The sequence below is a fragment of the Epilithonimonas arachidiradicis genome, assembly GCF_003610695.1.
GTDB classification, from domain to species: Bacteria; Bacteroidota; Bacteroidia; order Flavobacteriales; family Weeksellaceae; genus Epilithonimonas; species Epilithonimonas arachidiradicis.
In genome coordinates, this window is the sequence record NZ_RAQH01000003.1 from 326,502 (window position 1) to 346,423 (window position 19,922).

General features: G+C 36.3%; 19 protein-coding genes. 10 read left to right on the forward strand and 9 right to left on the reverse strand.

The window, feature by feature from the left end; all coding sequences use genetic code 11:
• Positions 1-3 precede the first annotated feature (3 nt).
• On the reverse strand, positions 4-1,077 hold the full coding sequence (locus BXY58_RS07325) for a lactonase family protein (RefSeq protein WP_170144207.1): 1,074 nt from the start codon (positions 1,075-1,077) through the stop codon (positions 4-6).
• A gap of 207 nt (positions 1,078-1,284) precedes the next feature.
• Here BXY58_RS07325 and BXY58_RS07330 point away from each other — a divergent pair, with 207 nt between their 5' ends.
• A complete protein-coding gene (locus tag BXY58_RS07330; protein ID WP_120213195.1) occupies positions 1,285-1,929 on the forward strand; it encodes a uracil-DNA glycosylase in 645 nt (214 codons plus the stop codon).
• Between the two features lie 46 nt (positions 1,930-1,975).
• On the opposite strand, the gene BXY58_RS07335 is transcribed toward BXY58_RS07330, so the two are convergent.
• Positions 1,976-2,386: a hypothetical protein gene (locus tag BXY58_RS07335; RefSeq protein ID WP_147366819.1), complete on the reverse strand. Its 411-nt coding sequence runs from the start codon at positions 2,384-2,386 to the stop codon at positions 1,976-1,978.
• Positions 2,387-2,395: 9 nt separating this feature from the next.
• A complete protein-coding gene (locus tag BXY58_RS07340; protein ID WP_120213197.1) occupies positions 2,396-2,884 on the reverse strand; it encodes a DUF456 domain-containing protein in 489 nt (162 codons plus the stop codon).
• An 86-nt stretch (positions 2,885-2,970) separates the two neighbouring features.
• Between BXY58_RS07340 and BXY58_RS07345 the strand changes: the two genes are divergently transcribed.
• The 8 genes from BXY58_RS07345 to BXY58_RS07385 all read left to right on the forward strand — a co-directional run bounded on the left by BXY58_RS07345 (position 2,971) and on the right by BXY58_RS07385 (position 13,349).
• Positions 2,971-4,230, forward strand: coding sequence for a mechanosensitive ion channel family protein (locus BXY58_RS07345; protein WP_120213198.1), 1,260 nt, complete (start codon positions 2,971-2,973; stop codon positions 4,228-4,230).
• Between the two features lie 23 nt (positions 4,231-4,253).
• Complete coding sequence (locus BXY58_RS07350) at positions 4,254-4,973, forward strand: pyridoxine 5'-phosphate synthase (protein ID WP_120213199.1); 720 nt, start codon at positions 4,254-4,256, stop codon at positions 4,971-4,973.
• Between the two features lie 16 nt (positions 4,974-4,989).
• Positions 4,990-5,763, forward strand: a complete 774-nt coding sequence (locus BXY58_RS07355) for an alpha/beta fold hydrolase (protein ID WP_120213200.1) — start codon at positions 4,990-4,992, stop codon at positions 5,761-5,763.
• A gap of 75 nt (positions 5,764-5,838) precedes the next feature.
• Entirely contained in the window at positions 5,839-6,786 is a 948-nt protein-coding gene (locus BXY58_RS07360; RefSeq protein ID WP_120213201.1) for an alpha/beta hydrolase, read from the forward strand.
• 294 nt (positions 6,787-7,080) lie between these two features.
• Complete coding sequence (locus BXY58_RS07370; RefSeq protein WP_120213203.1) at positions 7,081-8,079, forward strand: NAD-dependent epimerase/dehydratase family protein; 999 nt, start codon at positions 7,081-7,083, stop codon at positions 8,077-8,079.
• Between the two features lie 93 nt (positions 8,080-8,172).
• Positions 8,173-11,031, forward strand: a complete 2,859-nt coding sequence (gcvP, locus tag BXY58_RS07375) for an aminomethyl-transferring glycine dehydrogenase (protein WP_120213204.1) — start codon at positions 8,173-8,175, stop codon at positions 11,029-11,031.
• A gap of 320 nt (positions 11,032-11,351) precedes the next feature.
• Complete coding sequence (locus BXY58_RS07380; protein ID WP_120213205.1) at positions 11,352-12,770, forward strand: OmpA family protein; 1,419 nt, start codon at positions 11,352-11,354, stop codon at positions 12,768-12,770.
• Positions 12,771-12,911: 141 nt separating this feature from the next.
• Complete coding sequence (locus BXY58_RS07385; RefSeq protein ID WP_147366820.1) at positions 12,912-13,349, forward strand: lipocalin family protein; 438 nt, start codon at positions 12,912-12,914, stop codon at positions 13,347-13,349.
• A 47-nt stretch (positions 13,350-13,396) separates the two neighbouring features.
• Here BXY58_RS07385 and BXY58_RS07390 read toward each other — a convergent pair whose 3' ends face one another.
• Both BXY58_RS07390 and BXY58_RS07395 read right to left on the reverse strand, forming a co-directional pair.
• On the reverse strand, positions 13,397-13,711 hold the full coding sequence (locus BXY58_RS07390; protein WP_120213207.1) for a DUF3817 domain-containing protein: 315 nt from the start codon (positions 13,709-13,711) through the stop codon (positions 13,397-13,399).
• Positions 13,712-13,838: 127 nt separating this feature from the next.
• Positions 13,839-14,393, reverse strand: a complete 555-nt coding sequence (locus tag BXY58_RS07395; protein WP_120213208.1) for a hypothetical protein — start codon at positions 14,391-14,393, stop codon at positions 13,839-13,841.
• Positions 14,394-14,887: 494 nt separating this feature from the next.
• Here BXY58_RS07395 and BXY58_RS07400 point away from each other — a divergent pair, with 494 nt between their 5' ends.
• Positions 14,888-17,800 carry a M16 family metallopeptidase gene (locus BXY58_RS07400; RefSeq protein WP_120213209.1) on the forward strand — a complete coding sequence of 971 codons (2,913 nt, stop codon included), beginning with the start codon at positions 14,888-14,890 and terminating at the stop codon, positions 17,798-17,800.
• Positions 17,801-17,862: 62 nt separating this feature from the next.
• Here the strand turns inward: BXY58_RS07400 and BXY58_RS07405 are convergent, their stop codons facing one another.
• From BXY58_RS07405 to BXY58_RS07420, 4 genes are all read right to left on the reverse strand, one after another.
• Positions 17,863-18,459 carry a hypothetical protein gene (locus BXY58_RS07405; RefSeq protein WP_147366821.1) on the reverse strand — a complete coding sequence of 199 codons (597 nt, stop codon included), beginning with the start codon at positions 18,457-18,459 and terminating at the stop codon, positions 17,863-17,865.
• 8 nt (positions 18,460-18,467) lie between these two features.
• The gene (locus tag BXY58_RS07410; RefSeq protein ID WP_120213211.1) at positions 18,468-19,064 is read right to left on the reverse strand and encodes a hypothetical protein; all 597 of its coding nucleotides are present in this window, start codon (positions 19,062-19,064) and stop codon (positions 18,468-18,470) included.
• Between the two features lie 18 nt (positions 19,065-19,082).
• Positions 19,083-19,283 carry a YqaE/Pmp3 family membrane protein gene (locus BXY58_RS07415; protein WP_120213212.1) on the reverse strand — a complete coding sequence of 67 codons (201 nt, stop codon included), beginning with the start codon at positions 19,281-19,283 and terminating at the stop codon, positions 19,083-19,085.
• A gap of 137 nt (positions 19,284-19,420) precedes the next feature.
• Positions 19,421-19,918, reverse strand: coding sequence for a MepB family protein (locus BXY58_RS07420; RefSeq protein ID WP_120213213.1), 498 nt, complete (start codon positions 19,916-19,918; stop codon positions 19,421-19,423).
• Between the last annotated feature and the right edge of the window lie 4 nt (positions 19,919-19,922).

The following is a 19,922-nucleotide window of genomic DNA, read 5'->3' on the forward strand; positions in this document are numbered from 1 at the left end:
AATTTATTTGCCTTTTTCATAAAAAATAACATTCACCGGTGCGCAAACGGGAATGGATTTGTTGGTTGGAGCCAGCTCGCCGGATTCCAGGTCTCTGCTGAAAATATTAATCCTGTTCGTATCCTGGTTGGCAATCAAAACCAGTTTATTATTAGGACTAATGGCGAAATTTCTGGGATTTCTGCCGGTTGTTTTGATTTGTTGGATTCTTTTCACTTTGCCGTCTTCGAGGATTTTGAAAGTAGTAATATCATCTGCATCATCACGGTTTGTCACATATAGGAATTTTTCATTGTCTGATAAATGAATGTCCGCAGCTCTGAAATTAAATCTAACTTTTCTGGACAACAATGTCTCTTCCTGAATTAATTTGATTTTCCCGTCATCAAAACTTAAAACAGACAAGTCGCCACTCAGTTCCTGAACAAGATAGAATAAATTTCCTGATTTATTGAACGCAATATGTCTTGGACCGGAACCTTTCTTCGCATCATATTCATCAACTTTTTCAAGAACTTTATCGCCGCTTTTATTGTACTTGAACACATATATCTTGTCCAGTCCCAGATCGTTAGCTAAAACATATCGGCCGTCCGGAGAAAACTGAACCTGATGAATATGTGATTTTTCCTGTCTTTTCGGATTTACACCAACACCTTCGAATTTGATATTCTGGAAAACATCGGATAATTTTCCGTCAGCATAACGTTTAAAAACATTAATGCTTCCACCGGAATAATTCGCAACGATAAGATTTTGGTCATCAGAAATCAAGAAACACGGATCTTCACCTTGTGTTTTTCTTTCGTCTTTTTTGATAAGCGTTCCGTTAGCTTCGTCAATCGTAAAAGAAGTGACTGTACTTTTGTCGCCGTTTTCATTCACAGAAAAAAGGAATTTTTTATCCGGACTCAAACTCACAAAACTAGGATTGATGATATTTTCTGTATGATATTTGAGATTATACTGATAAGTGTTTTCATCAAAATCAAAAACATAAATCCCGCCGCTATTGCACTTCTCACTATTGGTGTAAGTCCCTACAATAATGGTATTCTGCGCTGATAAATTGACCATAAAAAATATTGAAAAAATAAAACTGTTCCAGATTTTCATTCTACGATGGGCTGTTTTTATAGATAATAACTCAAAAATCGCCCGAATTTATTACAATAAAAATTAAGCCAAATAGCTTTTAAGATAAATTAACTTTATTTTTCACAGAAAAGTCAACAAATTTGCTTTAATCGAATTGTAAATTTAATTTTGTAAAAAATCTGAACAATGACCTGGAAAGAAGTTCTGAAGCCAATTAAAGAAAGTGATTATTTCAAAAATCTTTGGGAGAAAGTAAAAATTCAATATAATTCGACCAAATGTTTTCCTCCGAAAAATGAGATTTTCCGCGCCTTGGAACTCACGGAATTTGATGATGTGGAAGTGGTGATTCTAGGCCAGGATCCTTATCATAATGACGGTCAAGCGAATGGACTTTGCTTTTCTGTTTCAGAAAATGTCACTGCGCCACCTTCTCTCAAAAATATCTTTATTGAACTGAGAGAAGATATGGGAATCGAGAGAAAAAATAAAGATTTGCAGGATTGGGCGAAACAAGGTGTTCTCCTTCTCAATGCAACTTTAACAGTAAAAGCGCACGAACCAAATTCCCACAAAGACCTTGGATGGGAAACATTTACGGATTATATCATTAAACAAATCTCTGATCAAAAGCAAAATGTGGTGTTCGTACTTTGGGGCGCTTTTGCACAAAAAAAAGCCTCGCTGATTGACGAGACTAAGCATTTTATCATTCAATCGGCGCATCCTTCACCATTTTCCGTTCATAGAGGTTTTTTCGGAAGCAAGCCTTTTTCAAAAATCAATAATTACCTTTTGGAGAAAGGAAAAAATCCAATTGTTTGGGGGTAATTAAGTTTTAGAGTAAGAGAATTCTAGAGTTTATTATCTCATAGATTTACTCTTCTTTCTCATATTTAAGAGTCACACTTGGCGCTTCTTCTTTTCCTCCAGGATAAGGTTTTACTTCTTGCACTGTGAATTTATAACCCGCATAATTAAAAGATTTGGTAACTTCTTTTGGTAAGAAATCTCTTGTTGCGACTTTGATGTCTTTAGTATCTTTTCCTGAAAATGTATTTAGATTCACAATCGCAATACCTTCCCAAACACAAGTTACATTGGCAGGACAACGGCTGTCTTCGATAATTTCTTTAAATTCTAAACTCGTCTTTGAATTTGGAATCGTAACCTTTTTGTTGACTCCAAGTCTAATAATATTATCTGATGTTGAAGTTTGAGATTGTGTTTTGCAATTGCTCATCAACAAAAGGATAGGTGCAAATAAAAGTGCTTTAAATTTCATCATTCAAAAATTTTAAAAGAAAATATAATAGCCAACAACCAAAAACATTGCCAGCCCAACCATTAAACTAAATCCGGTGCCATATACAAAGCCAATAAAAGCGCCTTTCATAGAGTTGAAGGCTTTTTTTCTATCGTTAACATCGTGTAACAATTCTCCAAGAAAAACACCTAATAACATTCCGATCAAAAATCCTAAAGGAATATGAATGAAAAAGAAACCGAGAAGCGTTCCAATAAAAGAACCAATACTTCCGTAGCGAGTTCCGCCATATTTTTTGTTGGTTTTTGCGGGAATAACGTAATTCAGAACTGTGGAAACAAGAGTTAGGAACGCGAAAATCCAGACATAAACCATTGGCATATTATTTTCTGTCCCAAATTTGAATATCAGTAAGCCACAGATACTCAGTAGCAATCCGGGCAAAACGGGAAGGAAAGTTCCCAGCATTCCTACAAAAAGCAGAACCAAAGCGATAATGTCGATAAAAACAGAATCCATAGTTTTTAAATTAATTTAAAAATACAACATTCAAAGTAATGCCAAAAGTTTTTTTTTATCCTTAAATTTGAAAAATATTTCCAACAATGAAAAACGAAATCAAAGATTATAAAGATTTTCTTCAGCGAATCAGTGATGAAATTCATTTCTTCTGCAAAGATTTCTTTCCTGATGATTTCGTTTTGGCTTGTCAGATTACGCTCAAATTTGCATTGCTTACACTACTGGTTTATGTGGTTTCCTTTATCTTGAAAAATGGGATTAATCTTGTTTTCAGATTCTTTTTTGATAAAGAGAAATATCCTGTAATGAAATCTATATATCAGGCAAAAGTTACCAATTCTGTGGCTAATATTTTGGCACTGATAATCGGGAAGTTTGCTTTATATTCTATTTTTTACAGACATCCGAAAAGCTTTGACCTTCTTGAAAGGATGATCAATTTTGTGATAGTTCTTGCTATAGCCAATATGGCATTCCGGTTTATCAAAGTGTTGCAGAATTATTACCTGATCCAGAGAGATTATTATAAAATCATTGCTATCAATTCCATTTCGCAGACCGTGAGGATTTTTGGAATGTTTATTTTCAGCGTTATTGCCATTTGTGTTATTTTCAATATTAGTGGCACTACGGTTTTAGGAAGTCTGGGAGCGATTACAGCTGTTATTGTCTTGATATTCCGAGATACGATTTTGGGCTTTGTAACGGGTATTCACGTGGCGACATCCAAGAATCTGAAAGTGGGAGACTGGGTTGCGATTCCAAAATATTCTATCGAAGGTAATATCGAAGACATCGACTTGCTGACGACCAAAATCAGAAACTTTGATAAGACTCTTTCCACAATTCCTACCTACGACTTGCTGACAACGGAAATCAAGAATATGCAGGTGATGTCCGAAACCAATACGAGAAGAATAAAAAAATCCATTGTCTTTAATATCAAATCCTTCAAATTTTTGGATGATGAAGCTTTTGGAAAGTTGTTGAAAATCAACCTGATTCACGATTATCTTGTTGATAAGAAAAAAGAGATTGATTCTCAGAAAGGAGCACTTAAAAATTCTGAAGAAATTATCAACGGCCAACAATTGACCAACATTGGAACTTTCAGAATCTACGCTTTGAATTATCTGAAAAACAATCATAATATCGACCAGGAAGGAACGATAATGGTGAGACAAATGGAGATTACACCGCAAGGAATGCCTTTGGAGATCTATTGTTTTGCCAATGACTCTAATTGGGTCAATTTTGAGCAGATTCAGGCAGATATTTTTGATCACCTTTTGGTAGCTTCTAAAGAATTTGACCTCGAGATAATGCAGGTAAACAAAATATAAAAATCAATTATCATTTATAAATTATGACCAAACTTAGTGTCAATATCAATAAAATCGCAACGCTGAGAAATGCCAGAGGCGGCGATGTTCCAAGTGTAACGCAAGTCGCTGTTGATCTGGAAAGATTCGGAGCGCAGGGAATTACCATTCATCCAAGACCGGATGAGAGACACATCACCAGAAAAGATGTCTATGATTTGAAACCATTGGTAACAACGGAATTCAATATTGAAGGTAATCCTCATCAGGCGTTTATCGATATGGTCTTGGAAGTAAAACCGGAGCAAGTGACTTTAGTTCCGGATGCTGATGATGCGATTACTTCTAACGCCGGCTGGGATTGTGAAAAGAATCTGGATTTTTTGAAATCTGTTATCGCTGAATTCAAAAATGCCGGAATCAGAACGTCTGTTTTTCTTGACCCCAATCCGGAAATGGTGAAATTTGCTGCAGAAACCGCAACCGACAGGATCGAACTTTACACAGAAGCTTACGCCAAACATTATTTTGATAATAAAGAATTAGCAATAGAATCTTATTTTAAAACAGCGGTAGTTGCAACCGAATATGGTTTGGGAATCAATGCCGGACACGATTTGTCATTAGACAACTTAAAATATTTCTCAGATAACATCCCGAATCTCTTGGAGGTTTCTATCGGTCACGCCTTGATTTCGGAAGCTTTATATCTAGGTTTAGAAAATACAGTTCAGGCTTATCTTAAAAGATTGGCGAAGTGGTAATTATATTTAATTATTGATGGAAATTTTACATTCAAAAATATACGGAGAACAAAGAACCGAAACACCATTATTGGTATTCCACGGATTGTTTGGGATGCTCGATAATTGGGGAAGCTTCGGGAAAGAATTTGGAGAATTAATGCCGACACATTTACTGGATTTGAGGAATCACGGCCGCAGTTTTCATTCAGATTCTATGACGCACGATGATTTGGCTCAGGACATTGTTAATTATATGGACGCTCATAATATTCCAAAAGCAAATCTCCTAGGCCACTCATTAGGAGGAAAGGCGGTAATGCAGTTCGCCATCAGCTTTCCTGATCGATTGGAAAAACTGATTGTTGCTGATATTGCTCCAAAAGCTTATCCGCCACATCATCAGGGAATTATCAAAGCGCTGCAATCTGTTGATTTTTCTACTGTAGAATCCAGGCAGGATGTGGAAAAAGTCTTGGAAGAATATATTCACGAGAAGTTTGTGATTCAGTTTCTAATGAAGAATCTCTATTGGACAGACGACAAGAAACTGGCCTGGCGATTTAACTTGAAAACTTTAGCTGAAAAATATACAGAGTTTGTCTCAAATGCTATTAAGTTCGGTGTTTTCAATGGTCCGACTTTGTTCATCGCAGGTGCTAATTCCAATTATATTTTACCACAGGACGAATTCCTGATTAAGCAACAATTTCCGGACTCCAAAATTATTAAAATCAAAAATGCGGAACATTGGGTTCAGGCCAATAATCCTGTCGATTTCAATGCAGCTGTGAAAGATTTTCTTCTTTAGCTGATTTCAAAAATTAATACGGATTTGATAATGGTATAAGCCTTGTATTATCGGATCCATATTTAATTTTCTTCTATGAAATGGCCGATTTCTGTTATCCTGATTTTTATTTTGTCGTTTACCAATGCTCAGGAAAAGCTTTCCGAAACTTTGAACTATAAAGATGTTACGTACAAAATAAAAGACACGGCTCAGCAGAAGCTCGACATCTATCTTCCTCAAAAAACAAATAAAAAATCTCCCGTTCTGGTTTTTGTTCACGGAGGTGGTTGGGCGCAAGGTGATAAAGAGTTGAGAGACGATTATTACCTCAGTGATTTTGTTCTTAGATTTGTAAAACAAGGTTACGCCGTGGTGAGTATCAACTATACTTTGCTTAATGAAAAGACACATTTCCCGACACCGATTGAAGATACAAAAGAAGCCATACGCTGGATTCGTGCAAATGCCGAAATATATAATTTTGATTCTGATAATATTGGAATTTGGGGCGCTTCGGCTGGCTCACAGATTGGGATGATTGCTGCATATACGGATGATTCCCAGTTTTCAGAAAATACAAAATTTCCTAATTATTTAGCAAAAGTCAATTATTTCATCGATTATTTTGGACCGTCTGATATGAACAAATTGTTCCGTACAGAAGCGCCGGGATTTGTAATATTTATTTTTAAACTGATTTTTCCAAAGATTTATGACATCAGGAACAAACTGGTTTTTGGTTTTACAGGTTATGATGTCAAAGAAGAAAAAGACGACGCTATTAACCTGCTGAATGTTTATTCACCAATCACTTATGTCAGCAATTCTTCTGTTCCTACCTTGATGATTCATGGGACAAAGGATAAAATTGTTCCCTATTCACAGTCTGAAATTTTAAAGGAAAGCCTGGATAAGAATAATGTTAAAAATGAACTGATTTCTATTAAAAAAGGCGATCACGGACTTAATAAAGATGCTGACCACGAATTGATGTTTGAAAAGACCTTTAATTTTGTCAAAGAAAATACAAACGGATTCTGATTGATTTCAATAGCGTTTAGACAGGTTTTTATGGAGAATTAAATTATCTTTGTAAAAATCTCTAATGAAGAAATATCAGGAAACGATTTATAAAATCATCTTACTTTTTTCTGTTCTTATCAATCTATTTTTGATAGGTCTTTTATTTTTTGTTCTTCGCGACTCCTTTGCGGGAAAAGGAGGCTGGTCTATGGAAGGCAGAGGTTTTTGGTTCTTCATAGGAATTATATTCGCTTATTCTTTAATGAACTCTATATTTATCATAAGATTTTTAAAAATTAAATCCACACAGGAATGATTCTAGTAACCGGAGCAACAGGGATTTTAGGAAGAGTTATCGTTCTTGAACTTTTGAAACAAGGAAAGGAGGTTTGTGCAGCTAAACGACCTTCCAGTAACCTGAAAAAGGTTAAAGAATCATATCGTTTTTATACAGATCAGCCGGATTTTTATTTTGATAAGATCCAATGGATTGATATTGATTTTAATGATTTGGATTCGATTCAGATGGCATTGCAAAATGTGGATGAAGTGTATCATTGCGCCGCCAAAGTGAGTTTCAATCCCAATAATGACAAAGAGCTTTACAAAACCAATATTGGCGGAACGAAGAATCTTTTGTACGCTGTGGAAAATTCCGAAGTTAAGAAATTCCTTTTCGTAAGTTCAATCGCCGTTCTGGATGGTTATAACGAAAACGGAATGATGGACGAGAATTCTGATTTCAATCCAAAGCTTGACCATTCAGGCTATGCAATTTCCAAGCATCTTTCCGAGATGGAAGTCTGGAGAGCTTCTGCAGAAGGACTGAATACGATTATCATTAATCCAGGCCTGATCATTGGTTCAGGAAACTGGGGCGTCAGTAGTGGTGATTTATTTTCAAAATCTGCTTATCCGTTTACTTACACTGGCGGAACGGCTTTCGTAGATGTCCGCGATGTGGCGAATGTAGCTATCAAGCTGATGGAGAACAATGCTTTTGGTGAACGTTTTATCGTTATTTCAGAAAATTCCAAATTCAGTTTGATATCTGATAAAGTGAGAGCGGCTCTAGGAAAAACACCTGCGAAACCAGTTCCTGATTTTGTTTTCAATATTTTACCCATTTTATCCTTTTTTGGATGGTTATTCCCGGTGTTGAGACTATTGAGTAAAACCTCTTTGGAATCCTTGAAGCTGGATTCTAAAATTTCTAACGACAAGATCAGGAATCAGCTTAATTACCAGTTTATTTCAACGGCGGACAGTGTCGATTTTCATTTAAAAAACTACCTTTCTGATAGGAAATAGAACTTTCGATTTTCGATATTATAGATTGCCCAGTTCTCTGAAAATTAGTATTTTTACGAACCTTTTTAGTAAAATCTAATTCAAAGTTTATAAATGAACACACAGCAATTTGTAAACCGCCATATCAGTCTCAATGAAGCTGATAAAGCGGAAATGCTTAACAAAATCGGGGTTAACAGTATCGATGAACTCATTTCTCAAACCATTCCGGACAGTATAAGATTAGAAAAAGATTTGGAGCTTTCTGAGCCGCTTTCGGAATACGAAATGTTACTCCATTCCAAAGATCTGGCATCTAAGAATGTTGATTTCGATACTTACATCGGATTCGGTTACAACAACACGATCCTACCTTCTCCAATCCAAAGGAATATTCTTGAAAACCCAAGCTGGTACACAGCTTACACACCATATCAGGCAGAGATTGCACAAGGTAGGTTGGAAGCACTTCTTAATTTCCAGACAGTTGTTTGTGACTTAACAGGATTTCCGATGGCTAATGCTTCTCTATTGGACGAATCTACGGCTGCTGCGGAAGCGATGCATATGTTCTTCAATAACAGAACGAAGGATCAGAAGAAAAACAATGCAATTAAATTCTTCGTTTCCGATTTAGTATTGCCACAGACGATCTCTGTATTGAAAACAAAAGCAGAAGGTCTTGGAATCGATATTATTGTAGGAAATCACGATAATCATCAATTTAATGATTCTTACTACGGAATCTTGTTGCAATATCCTGGCAAAAATGGAATCGTTCTGGATTATACGGATTTTATCACTTCAGCAAAAGGATTTGATTTGCAGGTTGTAGTCGCTTGTGACCCGATGGCTTTGGTTAAACTGAAATCTCCTGCTTCAATGGGTGCCGATTGCGCAGTTGGAACTACACAGAGATTTGGTATTCCTATTGGTTATGGAGGTCCTCACGCTGCGTTTTTTGCTTGTAAAGACGATTATAAAAGAGATATTCCGGGTAGAATTATCGGTGTTTCTCAGGATATGTACGGAAGACGTGCACTGAGAATGGCACTTCAGACCAGAGAACAGCATATCAAAAGGGAAAGAGCAACATCCAATATCTGTACTGCACAGGTTCTTTTGGCTGTAATGGCTGGGATGTATGCTGTTTATCACGGTCCAAAAGGTCTTAATTTTATCGCTGACCAAATCCATTATAAAACCAATGCTTTAGCAGATGCTTTGAGAATTTTGGGTTATGATATTGTGGATGAACCGGTTTTTGATACGGTGAAATTCAGACTTCACGAGGAAGAGAAGACTTCTTTGAGAATGAAGATGAGAGACCAGAAAATCAATCTTAATTATTTCTCTCAGGGTATTGTAAGTATTTCAATTAATGAAACTACGACTGTTGAAAAGCTAAATAGATTGGTTGAAGCTTTTGCTCAATTCAAAGCTAAACAAGGTTATAAACTGACACTTAAAGAAGAATATTGGATTCCAGCTGAATTGTTGAGAACTGACGAGATTCTTAAAGAAGAGGTTTTTAATAAATACCATACTGAAACTGAATTGATGCGTTACATCAAGCGTCTGGAAAGAAAAGATTTGTCTTTGACACATTCGATGATTTCTTTGGGTTCTTGTACAATGAAACTGAATGCTGCAACGCAGATGATTCCGTTGTCTTGGGCAGAATGGGGAAGTATCCATCCATTTATCCCGACAGAACAGGCAGGCGGTTATCAGGAAATGATTAAGCAGCTTGAGAAAGATTTGGCAGAGATTACTGGTTTTGCAGGAACATCACTTCAGCCAAATTCCGGTGCACAGGGCGAATATGCAGGATTAATGGTTATCCGCGAATATCACAAAAATAGAGGAGAAGGGCACAGAAATATCGTGTTGATTCCTCAATCTGCACACGGAACTAATCCTGCTTCTGCTGCAATGGCAGGAATGAAGATTGTAGTGGTGAAGAATCTTGAAAATGGAGAAATCGATTTTGAGGATTTGAAAGCTAAGACAGAACAGCATTCTGAGAACCTGTCATGTGTGATGATTACTTACCCTTCGACTTACGGTTTCTTCGATGCGAATATCAAAGAAATTACAAAACTAATCCACGAACACGGCGGACAAGTTTATATGGACGGTGCTAATATGAATGCTCAGGTTGGATTCACAAGTCCTGGAAATATCGGAGCAGACGTTTGTCACCTTAATCTTCATAAGACTTTTGCAATTCCTCACGGTGGTGGTGGTCCTGGTGTTGGTCCGATCTGTGTGGCGGAACATTTGGTCACTTTCTTACCAACCAATGCCAATATTCCAGTAGGAACAAAAGATGCGATTGAAGGGATTTCTGCTGCGCCTTATGGTTCTGGATTGATTCTTAATATCTCTTATGCTTATATCAAATTATTAGGAACTTCCGGTTTGAAAAAAGCTACTGAATATGCGATTTTGAATGCTAATTATCTGAAAGAATTATTGGCAGAACATTTCCCGATTCTTTACGCCAATGCGAACGGCAGAGTAGCACACGAGTGTATCGTGGACTTCCGCCAATTCAAATCTTTGGGAATTGAAGTGGCCGACGTTGCAAAAAGATTGATGGATTACGGTTTCCACGCACCAACAGTGAGTTTCCCTGTAGCAGGTACATTGATGATTGAGCCAACTGAATCTGAAAGTAAAGAAGAAATCGAGCGTTTTGCTGAAGCATTAATCAGTATCAAAAATGAAATTGATGAGATTGCTAATGGTGAAGCTGATGCTACCAACAATGTTTTGAAAAATGCACCTCATACTGAGCAATTGGTCATCTCAGATAACTGGGATAAACCTTACGGCAGAGAAAAAGCAGCTTATCCACTAGAATGGGTAAGAACACACAAATTCTTTGCTACCGTTGCCAGAGTGGACGAAGCTTATGGTGACAGAAATCTGATTTGTACCTGCGAACCGATTGAAGCGTATATGTAGCAATATAAATAATAGATTAAGAATTATAAATGATTTTACGATTCTTAATTATAAGAAAAAGACCTCTCAATTTTTGAGAGGTTTTTTTATGTTTTATTAAATCATCCTATTCCGGTGAATCCTAATAGATTGGCTTATAAAAGGGATGAAAAAATCACCTGAATTATTTTTGAATTATTCAAAAAAATAAACAAATATTATTATTGGTATAGTAATTGAATATTTGATCGTGTATCTCTCTGAATATGGTAATATTTGGAAAACAAGTATAATAATCCAATTATACTATCAATAAGTAAAACAATTAAAATTTATTTTTTATGAAATCAAAATTAACCATTTTGTCACTGGCCTTGGCGTGCCCGGCCGTGATGTTCTCGCAAGAAATGACACAGACCACCTCAGCTCCAGTTGAACCTACAACAATGGAGACAATGCCAAGTTACAACAGCTGGTCTATCTCTTTTGGTGGCGGTATTCCATTTATGCAGCAAGCGGACCTAAAATCTATCCAGAGTGGCAATACATTGGTGGGCTATTCAGCTTACTTTAGTATTGACAAAGCGCTTTCTCATACATTTGGACTGAAGTTACAATACGACCGTGGGGAAACCAGACAAGGGTACTTCAATACAAAAGATGCAGCTCCGGCGAACGCTGCTGCTAATCTACAAGTTGCCGGAAGAACACAATATGATGGGATTTCCCTTATTGGAGATGTTAACCTATCTAACTTACTAAGAAGAGTAGATAGAAAAGCGGATTTCAGATGGGCGATCCACGGCTATGCTGGGGTTGGTGTTCTGGCTTACCGTGCTTATCAGAAAGATGAATTCGGTCAAAGACTGATGACAGAGAATAAACCATTCAAATTTAATTCCCTGTTTGGACAGGCAGGTGCTGGTTTGAAATATAAAATCAGTAACAGAGTGGACATCGAAGGTAGATTGATGTACGTCGTAACAGGTGATGATGCTTTTGATGGTGGTGGAGACCAATATAGTGCTGTCAACAGCATCAGTGCTAAACATTCGGATAACTTCTTCAATGCAACACTTGGTTTATCCATCAATCTAGGTAAGAATGCTAACCATATCATGTGGGTGGATCCTTTGAAAGATATCTATAACAGAATCGATGAATTGGAAACCAAAGTGGATAATATCCAACTTTGTAAGTCAGGTGATGCTGATAACGATGGGGTTTGCGATGACTGGGACAGACAGCTTGACACACCTGCAGGAGCTAGAGTAGACGGTGCTGGTGTTGCCCTGGACGTAGATATGGATGGTGTTATCGATTTATATGATAAATGTGTAACCGTGCCTGGTCCTGTAGAAAATAATGGTTGTCCTACAACCACTTCCAATAACGGCCTAGTGAGCGAAAATGAAACAAAACTGGATGGAATTGAGTTCGATTTGAATTCTGACAGAATCCTTCCGAGCAGTAACCCTATCCTTAACAGTGCCATCAGCTATATCAACTCTTCTAATGACTCTTATACCGTTGTAGGTGCAACAGATACCAGAGGTACTGATGCTTATAACCAGACTTTGTCTGAAAGAAGAGCGAGCAATGTTAAACAATATCTGATCAATAATGGTGTGCAATCTAGCAGAATAGATATCCAGGGTAATGGTAAGCACGATCTAAAATATCCGGAATGTGACCCGGCTTCCAAATGTCCGGAATGGAAAAATAGAGCTAATAGAAGAGTATATTTTAAAGCAAAATAAATTTTAATTTTTCTATTGAAGGAGACTGTCAGCAATGGCAGTCTTTTTTTATTGACGTAATAAGGTCGAATTGAATGTGACTTTCAAAATAATAATTTGTCAGTGAAAAAAAATCTTTATTTTAGTAAAAAAGTTGTGAAAATGAAAAAGAATATCTTATTAGCACTATGTACCATCGGTCTTTTAGCAAGCTCTTGTTCAAAGGATGAAGAAAGTACCCAGGAGTTTTCCATTGTTGGCATTTGGAGTCCATCCAGAGAAATCGTGGTTGGCAGCAATGGTGTAACCATCTCCAATACGGCTTACACCGATTGTTATAAGGCCAGCACCTTTGATTTCAAGTCTGATAATAAAATGACATCGCATATTTATAACACAGACGGAGCAGGGGATTGTAAAAATTATGGTATCGTAACGGTCTCTTACAGTTATGATCATAATGCAAAAAAACTTATTATCGACGGAGAAGATGTTGAAATAGTAAGTAGAACCAATAACGAATTGCAGTTCGTGTCAGACTATGATGATGTGGATGGTGACGGCAAAGATGATAAGATTGTAACTGTTTTGGTTAAATAAAATCTCAAAAAAAAGACTAACGTATCGAAGTTAGTCTTTTTTATTTCTTATGAAGCCGTTAAAGATTCTTTCTTCAGTTGCTTATCAATCAGGAAAGGCAGAAAGGGAAGTACCGACGCTATCAGGTAATAGATTATTCTTAAAATACTCCAACGGTATTTGAACGCTGCAACAACCAGAACTGCAAAGTAGAAAAGAAATAACCAACCGTGTATCCATCCCATATATTTGACGCCTTCTGGGATATCCCAAATATATTTTAAAGGCATTGCAATAAACAACAGTATCAAATAAGAAATGGCTTCCACCAAAGCCGTATGACGATATAGATTGATTAGTTTGAATTTTTTTCCTTCTGACATTGTATGTTGATTTGAGATAATATTGATATTAAAAGACAAAGAAACGAATTACTTCCTAGAATCTAAAAGTGAAATCTCATTCCAAAGTTAAATTTCCATCAATATTAATCATCGTTTCCAAATTCTATTAGTTTCCCCAATTAACATTCAGGTTGTTTTCTTTGGCAAAAGCTTTTCCGTCATCCATCAGGTCGATGTACATCTGTTCGAATTTGGCCGCATATTTTTGTTCGATAACATTGATGATTTCGTCTTTCTTGGCTTGGTCTGCTTTGCTGTCGCAGAGTTTAGCATAATTGGTGTATTCGTTTTTATAAACAGGAATTACGTATTCATATAGTGCCACAGATTTTTCCTTGATGGCCTTTCTATCATCAGAATTAGCATTCAGCGCTTTGATATCGTTCAAAGATTTTTCCAGATAAGCGATTTTGTTGTTGACGAAAGTAATGGCTTCATCAGCTTTATTCTTACTGGAAGGGATATCAGCAAATTCAACCGTTTCGTCATTGATATGTTTTGCCAAAGTAGGGGTTGCAAAATCATTGATGATATTGGTATTCAGAACTGCGATTCCAAAAAATTTGTCGGGAGATTCTGAACAGGATTGAAGGGATAGCGTAAAGATAGCAACCATTGATGCAGCCGAATACTTGGTAATGATTTGTGTGATGTTTTGCATATGATATAGATTTAATTTTTTGACTGATTCCGAATAACATTTAGTTTTTAACAAGAATTGAATGCCGATGCTTATTGAGAAAAACCATTAATTGTTCAGCCCAGTCTTGCAGCAAATTTCAGACCTTTTAAACCGATTGAGGTATAAATTATCATAAGGTTTTCATTCTCTGTTATTTTAAATTTTAATGCAATTAAGACTTTATAAATTATGCCAATCAGTATTTTAGTTAACTGAGTCAAATCTATCAAGTTTAATAAAAGATTGCTTTACTTCTTTCGCAATAAATGACTTTTGAAATGTCTTATCAAACCCAAATATTCCTACCTTTTGCCCATTAGGCAAAACAAAGCTAATGAGTTTGGAACTAAGGAACATTAGAATTAGTGTGGATTGCCTTTACTTTTCATTCTTCTCATCAGTAACAATCCTCACTTCTTTGTGACTAATAAAATGTTGCGTAAATTACGCTCCGAAAAAATAAAAGTATTACTATGAAGAAACTATTTATTTCGATTTCACTATTATTTATGATGAATGCAATGGCACAGAAATTTGAAACACAAACCGCTACAGATAAACAAGGCTACACCTACGAGACGGTAAAAAATGACCAATCGGGCGTTAGGGTTTACACCTTAAAAAACGGACTGAAAGTCTATCTTGCTAAAAATGATGATGCACCAAGAATCCAGACTTACATTCCTGTAAGAACAGGTTCTAATAACGACCCAAGCGACAATACAGGATTAGCACATTACCTGGAACATATGGTTTTCAAGGGAACTTCTAAATTGGGAACCAGCGACTGGGCAAAAGAAAAAGCATTGTTGGCACAGATTTCCGACTTGTATGAACAGCACAAAGCAGAAAAAGATCCTGCAAAGAAAAAAGCATTATACAAGAAAATCGATGAGGTTTCTCAGGAAGCGTCAAAATATGCGATCGCTAATGAGTATGATAAAGCGATCTCTTCTCTTGGAGCAACCGGAACCAATGCGCACACCTGGCTGGACGAAACGGTTTACAAAAACAATATTCCATCCAATGAACTGGAAAAATGGCTAAAAGTTGAACACGAGCGTTTCTCTGAATTGGTTTTGAGATTATTCCACACAGAGTTGGAAGCGGTTTACGAAGAGTACAACCGTGCTCAGGATAATGATGGAAGATTGGTGAATTATGCCATGATGGAAGCGCTTTTCCCAAAACATCCAAATGGTCAGCAAACGACAATTGGAACATCTGAGCATTTGAAAAGTCCTTCTATGGTGGCGATTCATAAATATTTTGATACTTATTATGTGCCTAATAATATGGCAGTAGTTTTAGTTGGTGATTTAGATTTTGATAAAACAATTAAACTGGTGGATCAGTATTTTGGCACATTCAAATATAAAGAGTTGCCGATGAAGAAAATGGTTTCTGAAGAGCCAATGACGAGCATTGTCTCAAGAACCGTGAAAAGCCCTTCTGCACCAAGAATGACCTTGGCCTGGAGAACAGATTCTAACGGAACCCAGGAAGCCAGATTAGCTGATGTAGTTGCAGAGATATTAAGTAACAGCGGTGATGCAGGTTTAATCGACCTTAACATCAATCAAAAGCAAAAAACGTTAGGAGCTGGTGCTTACGAATCGCCCTTCAAAACGTATGGTGCATTTGTTTTAAGCGTGGTTCCAAAAGATGGACAAAGCTTCGATGATGCTAAAAAATTGCTATTGGAACAAATCGATTTAGTTAAGAAAGGACAATTCCCGGATTGGATGCTGAACGCAATAGTAAATGATTTGAAAGTTCAGAGAATGAAACGTTGGGAAACGGCAGATGGATTGGCTACAACATTATATTCAACTTACATAGGTAACAGAACGTGGGAGCAGGAGCTGGACGAAATCAACCAATACGAAGCGATTACCAAAGCGGATATAGTAAAGTTTGCTAACGAATTCTTCAAGGATAACTATGTTGTTGTTTACAAAGAAAAAGGTGTGAATGATAAACTGGTGCGTGTAGAAAACCCGGGAATCACACCAATTAAACTAAACAGAGAGGCGCAATCGCCTTTTCTGAAAGACATCATCAATACCAAATCTTCTGACATCAAACCGGAATTTATTGATTTCAAAACCGCCATTGCAACTTCTACAATCAAAGACAAAAAAGTTAGCTTCATCAAGAATAAATACAATGAAGTGGCTCAGGTGAATTATGTTTTCCCTTTCGGGACTGATAATGACAAAGAACTGGCGCTGGGTGTAACGGTTCTTCAATATCTTGGAACGGATAAATACACGCCGGAACAACTGAAAGAAGAGTTCTACAAACTGGGAATTACGAATCAATTCAGAACGTCAAACGACCAGATGATTATTGCGCTAAGCGGATTGGAAAGCAATATGAAGAAAGGAGTAGAGCTGATGAATCACTGGATCAATAACGTGAAAGCAGATCAAGCTATCTACGACCAAACGGTTAATACCATTTTGGAATCCAGAGAAGTGGCGAAGAAAGACAAGAACAGGATAATGGCTGCGTTGGCTAACTATGCTAAATTTGGTAAAGACTCCAGAATGACGGATGTGATTTCTAAAGACCGTTTGAAAAGCATCAACGTAACTGAATTGATTTCTAAAATCAAAACATTGAACGAATATCCTTACGAAGTTTTCCTTTACGGAGAAGACCAAAAAGGATTGGAAAAAGCGGTGAAGCCTTACATTGTTAATACAAAATTACAGCCTGCAGCTGCTAAAGAATATGCTGAACCTGCAACTGCCGGAAAAGTGTATTTCACGCCGTATGATATGGTCCAGATGGAAATGTCTAAGGTTGCAAAAGCTGGTAATGTGAATGTCGCGAACTTCGGAAAAGCGAGTGTTTTCAATGAGTATTTTGGGCGTGGATTGTCTTCTATCGTGTTCCAGGAAATTAGAGAAAGTAAGTCTCTGGCATATTCAGCTTATGTATCTTATGCCAATGCGACGGAGAAAAATCACGCGAACTATGTGACTAACTACATCGGAACTCAAGCTAACAAATTACCATTAGCAGTTGCTGCAATGGGTGATCTAATGGCAGAATTACCTCAAATCCCGGCTCAGTTTGAGAATGCAAAAGGATCTGCTTTGAAACAAATCGCATCTAACAGAATCAACCGAACGGTAACTTACTACAATCAGTTATCGCTTAAGAAATTAGGAATAGATTACGATGTGAGAAAAGATATCTATGCCGAGATCCAAAAACTGACTTTGCCAGAATTAACCAGTTTCTACAATACCGAAATCAAACCGTTGCAATACAACACGGCAATCATCGGTAAAAAAGAAAACCTGAATATGGAGTCTATCAACAAGATGGGAACTTTCACAGAAGTAAGTCTTGAGGAGATTTTCGGATATTAATCTTAATTGAATTTTAAATAAGAAAAGTGGAGCAGAAGTGCTTCACTTTTTTGTTTTTGATGTTATGGTTTAGTTGCGCCCGGAACGGTATAATAATTATCAAAACTGGTATAGACTCTGGTCTTCTTTACTTCACCATTTTCGTAGATCTCAACTTTAGTAGTAGTTTCGGATTTTTTATCAATATATCGGACTTCATCCAGTTGTTCTTTTCTGTTGTACAATTCCGTTTTGACATTTCTGCCATCCTCCATATAGTGAACGCTTCTCAATTTGCCATTGTCTCTATATCTGTAGGTTTTGGAATTGTAGAAATCGCCTTGTTTTGTGGTGTGACCTTCATAAGTATATTGAGCATCATAACGCCCTTCCATAAAAAGCTTTCCTTCATTATCATAAATGTAATAATACACACCATCTTTTGGCCTTTTCAATTCGTAAATAGTAACTGGTTCAGGCGTTTGACCTGGATTGCCAATCATGATTTCTTTCTGATTAAAAACAATAGAATCATTTTGAGAAACCCAAAGTGTATCAATAATCTTTGAATTGGGTTTGTAATGAGCTTTTGAGATGATGATATTCTTATGTCCTGTTTCTTTGGTGTCACAGCTCATCAAAATTAACAATAGAAAGAATGGAAAAAGTTGTGTTTTCATTTTTAATTTTAATCTTCAATCCTGACGCCATTTTTGTTAATCAGATGAGTATTTTGTTTCAAAAACTCTGCTTCTGCAGGATGACTTTTGTGATAAGTTATTTTAGAGATCAAAGTTTTGTCCTGATACAGATAAATCGAGCATCTTCTGAAGCGTCCAAAATTTACACGTTTGATCTTGATAAAATTAATTGTATTAGGATGAATCAATTGTGTTTTGAAATTCATAAATACCAATAATCCTTTCTGGGAAAACAGATACAAAGGAATAACTGTCATTAACCGTTGGATCAATCGGATATAATTCTGATAATGGATGACAAATTCATCATTAAGATCAGCAAGCTCATTAATAACACTTCTGAATCTCCTATGTATGATTATAATGGGTGGACCAAAACCTAATGCCAAAACCAACTGCAGATAAAAAACCGTCGGAAAGATATAGCTGATAAAGTTTTCCTGAATGTCCCTGCTGACGTAAACCTCATAAAATAAGTACACAAAACAACCAATGATGGCAAAATTGACCAAAACCAGAAATCCTATAGCTGTTAATCGTAGTTTTTTCAGATTTTTGATTTCTTTGCTTATAAATTCATTCATCGTCGAAAAATAATTTTATCATTTCTGATTTCCTTTGATAGCTCTAATCAATTCCTGATTGCGCTTCTCTGCTCTGGCATTATTCAAAGACAGTGCTGCCCAAATGGCTGCCGGAAGCCAACCTAAAATAGTAATTTGTAAAATGAAACAAATAATGGCTGTAATGATTTTTCCTCTTACAAAAAATGAGACAAAGGGTAGAAGAATGGCTAATAACATCGGCAAAAATATTTTATTCCAGTAAATATAACGAAATCCCAAACATTAGATAGACAACAATATTTTATTCTTAATGCTAATTATTTAGTTATTTAGATCAGGAAATGCCATAGAAGATGGAGTCTGAGAATAGAGTGTTAGAATTTTGTGATTTTTCTAAATTGGTTTAAAACAGAATCGTCAGAATCAGAAAAATTGATGAAGTATTTGGTCTGCCAATCCTTAGTTTTCTCCGCTTGTTTGTTGTTTGGAAAATGCCAATCCGCATAAACTCTGAAGCCTCTTTTACCTTCTTTTTGTTCGGTGGAGATTAGATTCTCTTTTTCTAAAACAGCTTTTGTAAAAATAAAGAAACCAGAATTCTTGTTTTCTTCAATTGAAATTATATAAAAATCAAAATCGTCATTGATATCAAATGGAATGGTTTTTCCATCCAAATCTCGTTTCCAAAAAGTCACGAATTGACCAATCTTCTTCGGTGTTAATTTTGACTTTCGGAATTTGAACTGGCTTTGATTAATTTTAAAATTAAAACCAAAATAATCTTCACATTCCAAATCTTGAGTGATTTCTGAAAGTTGAAGACTTAATCTTTTTGAAATTAAATCATTTAATTGTTGTAGTTCAATGTTCATTGAT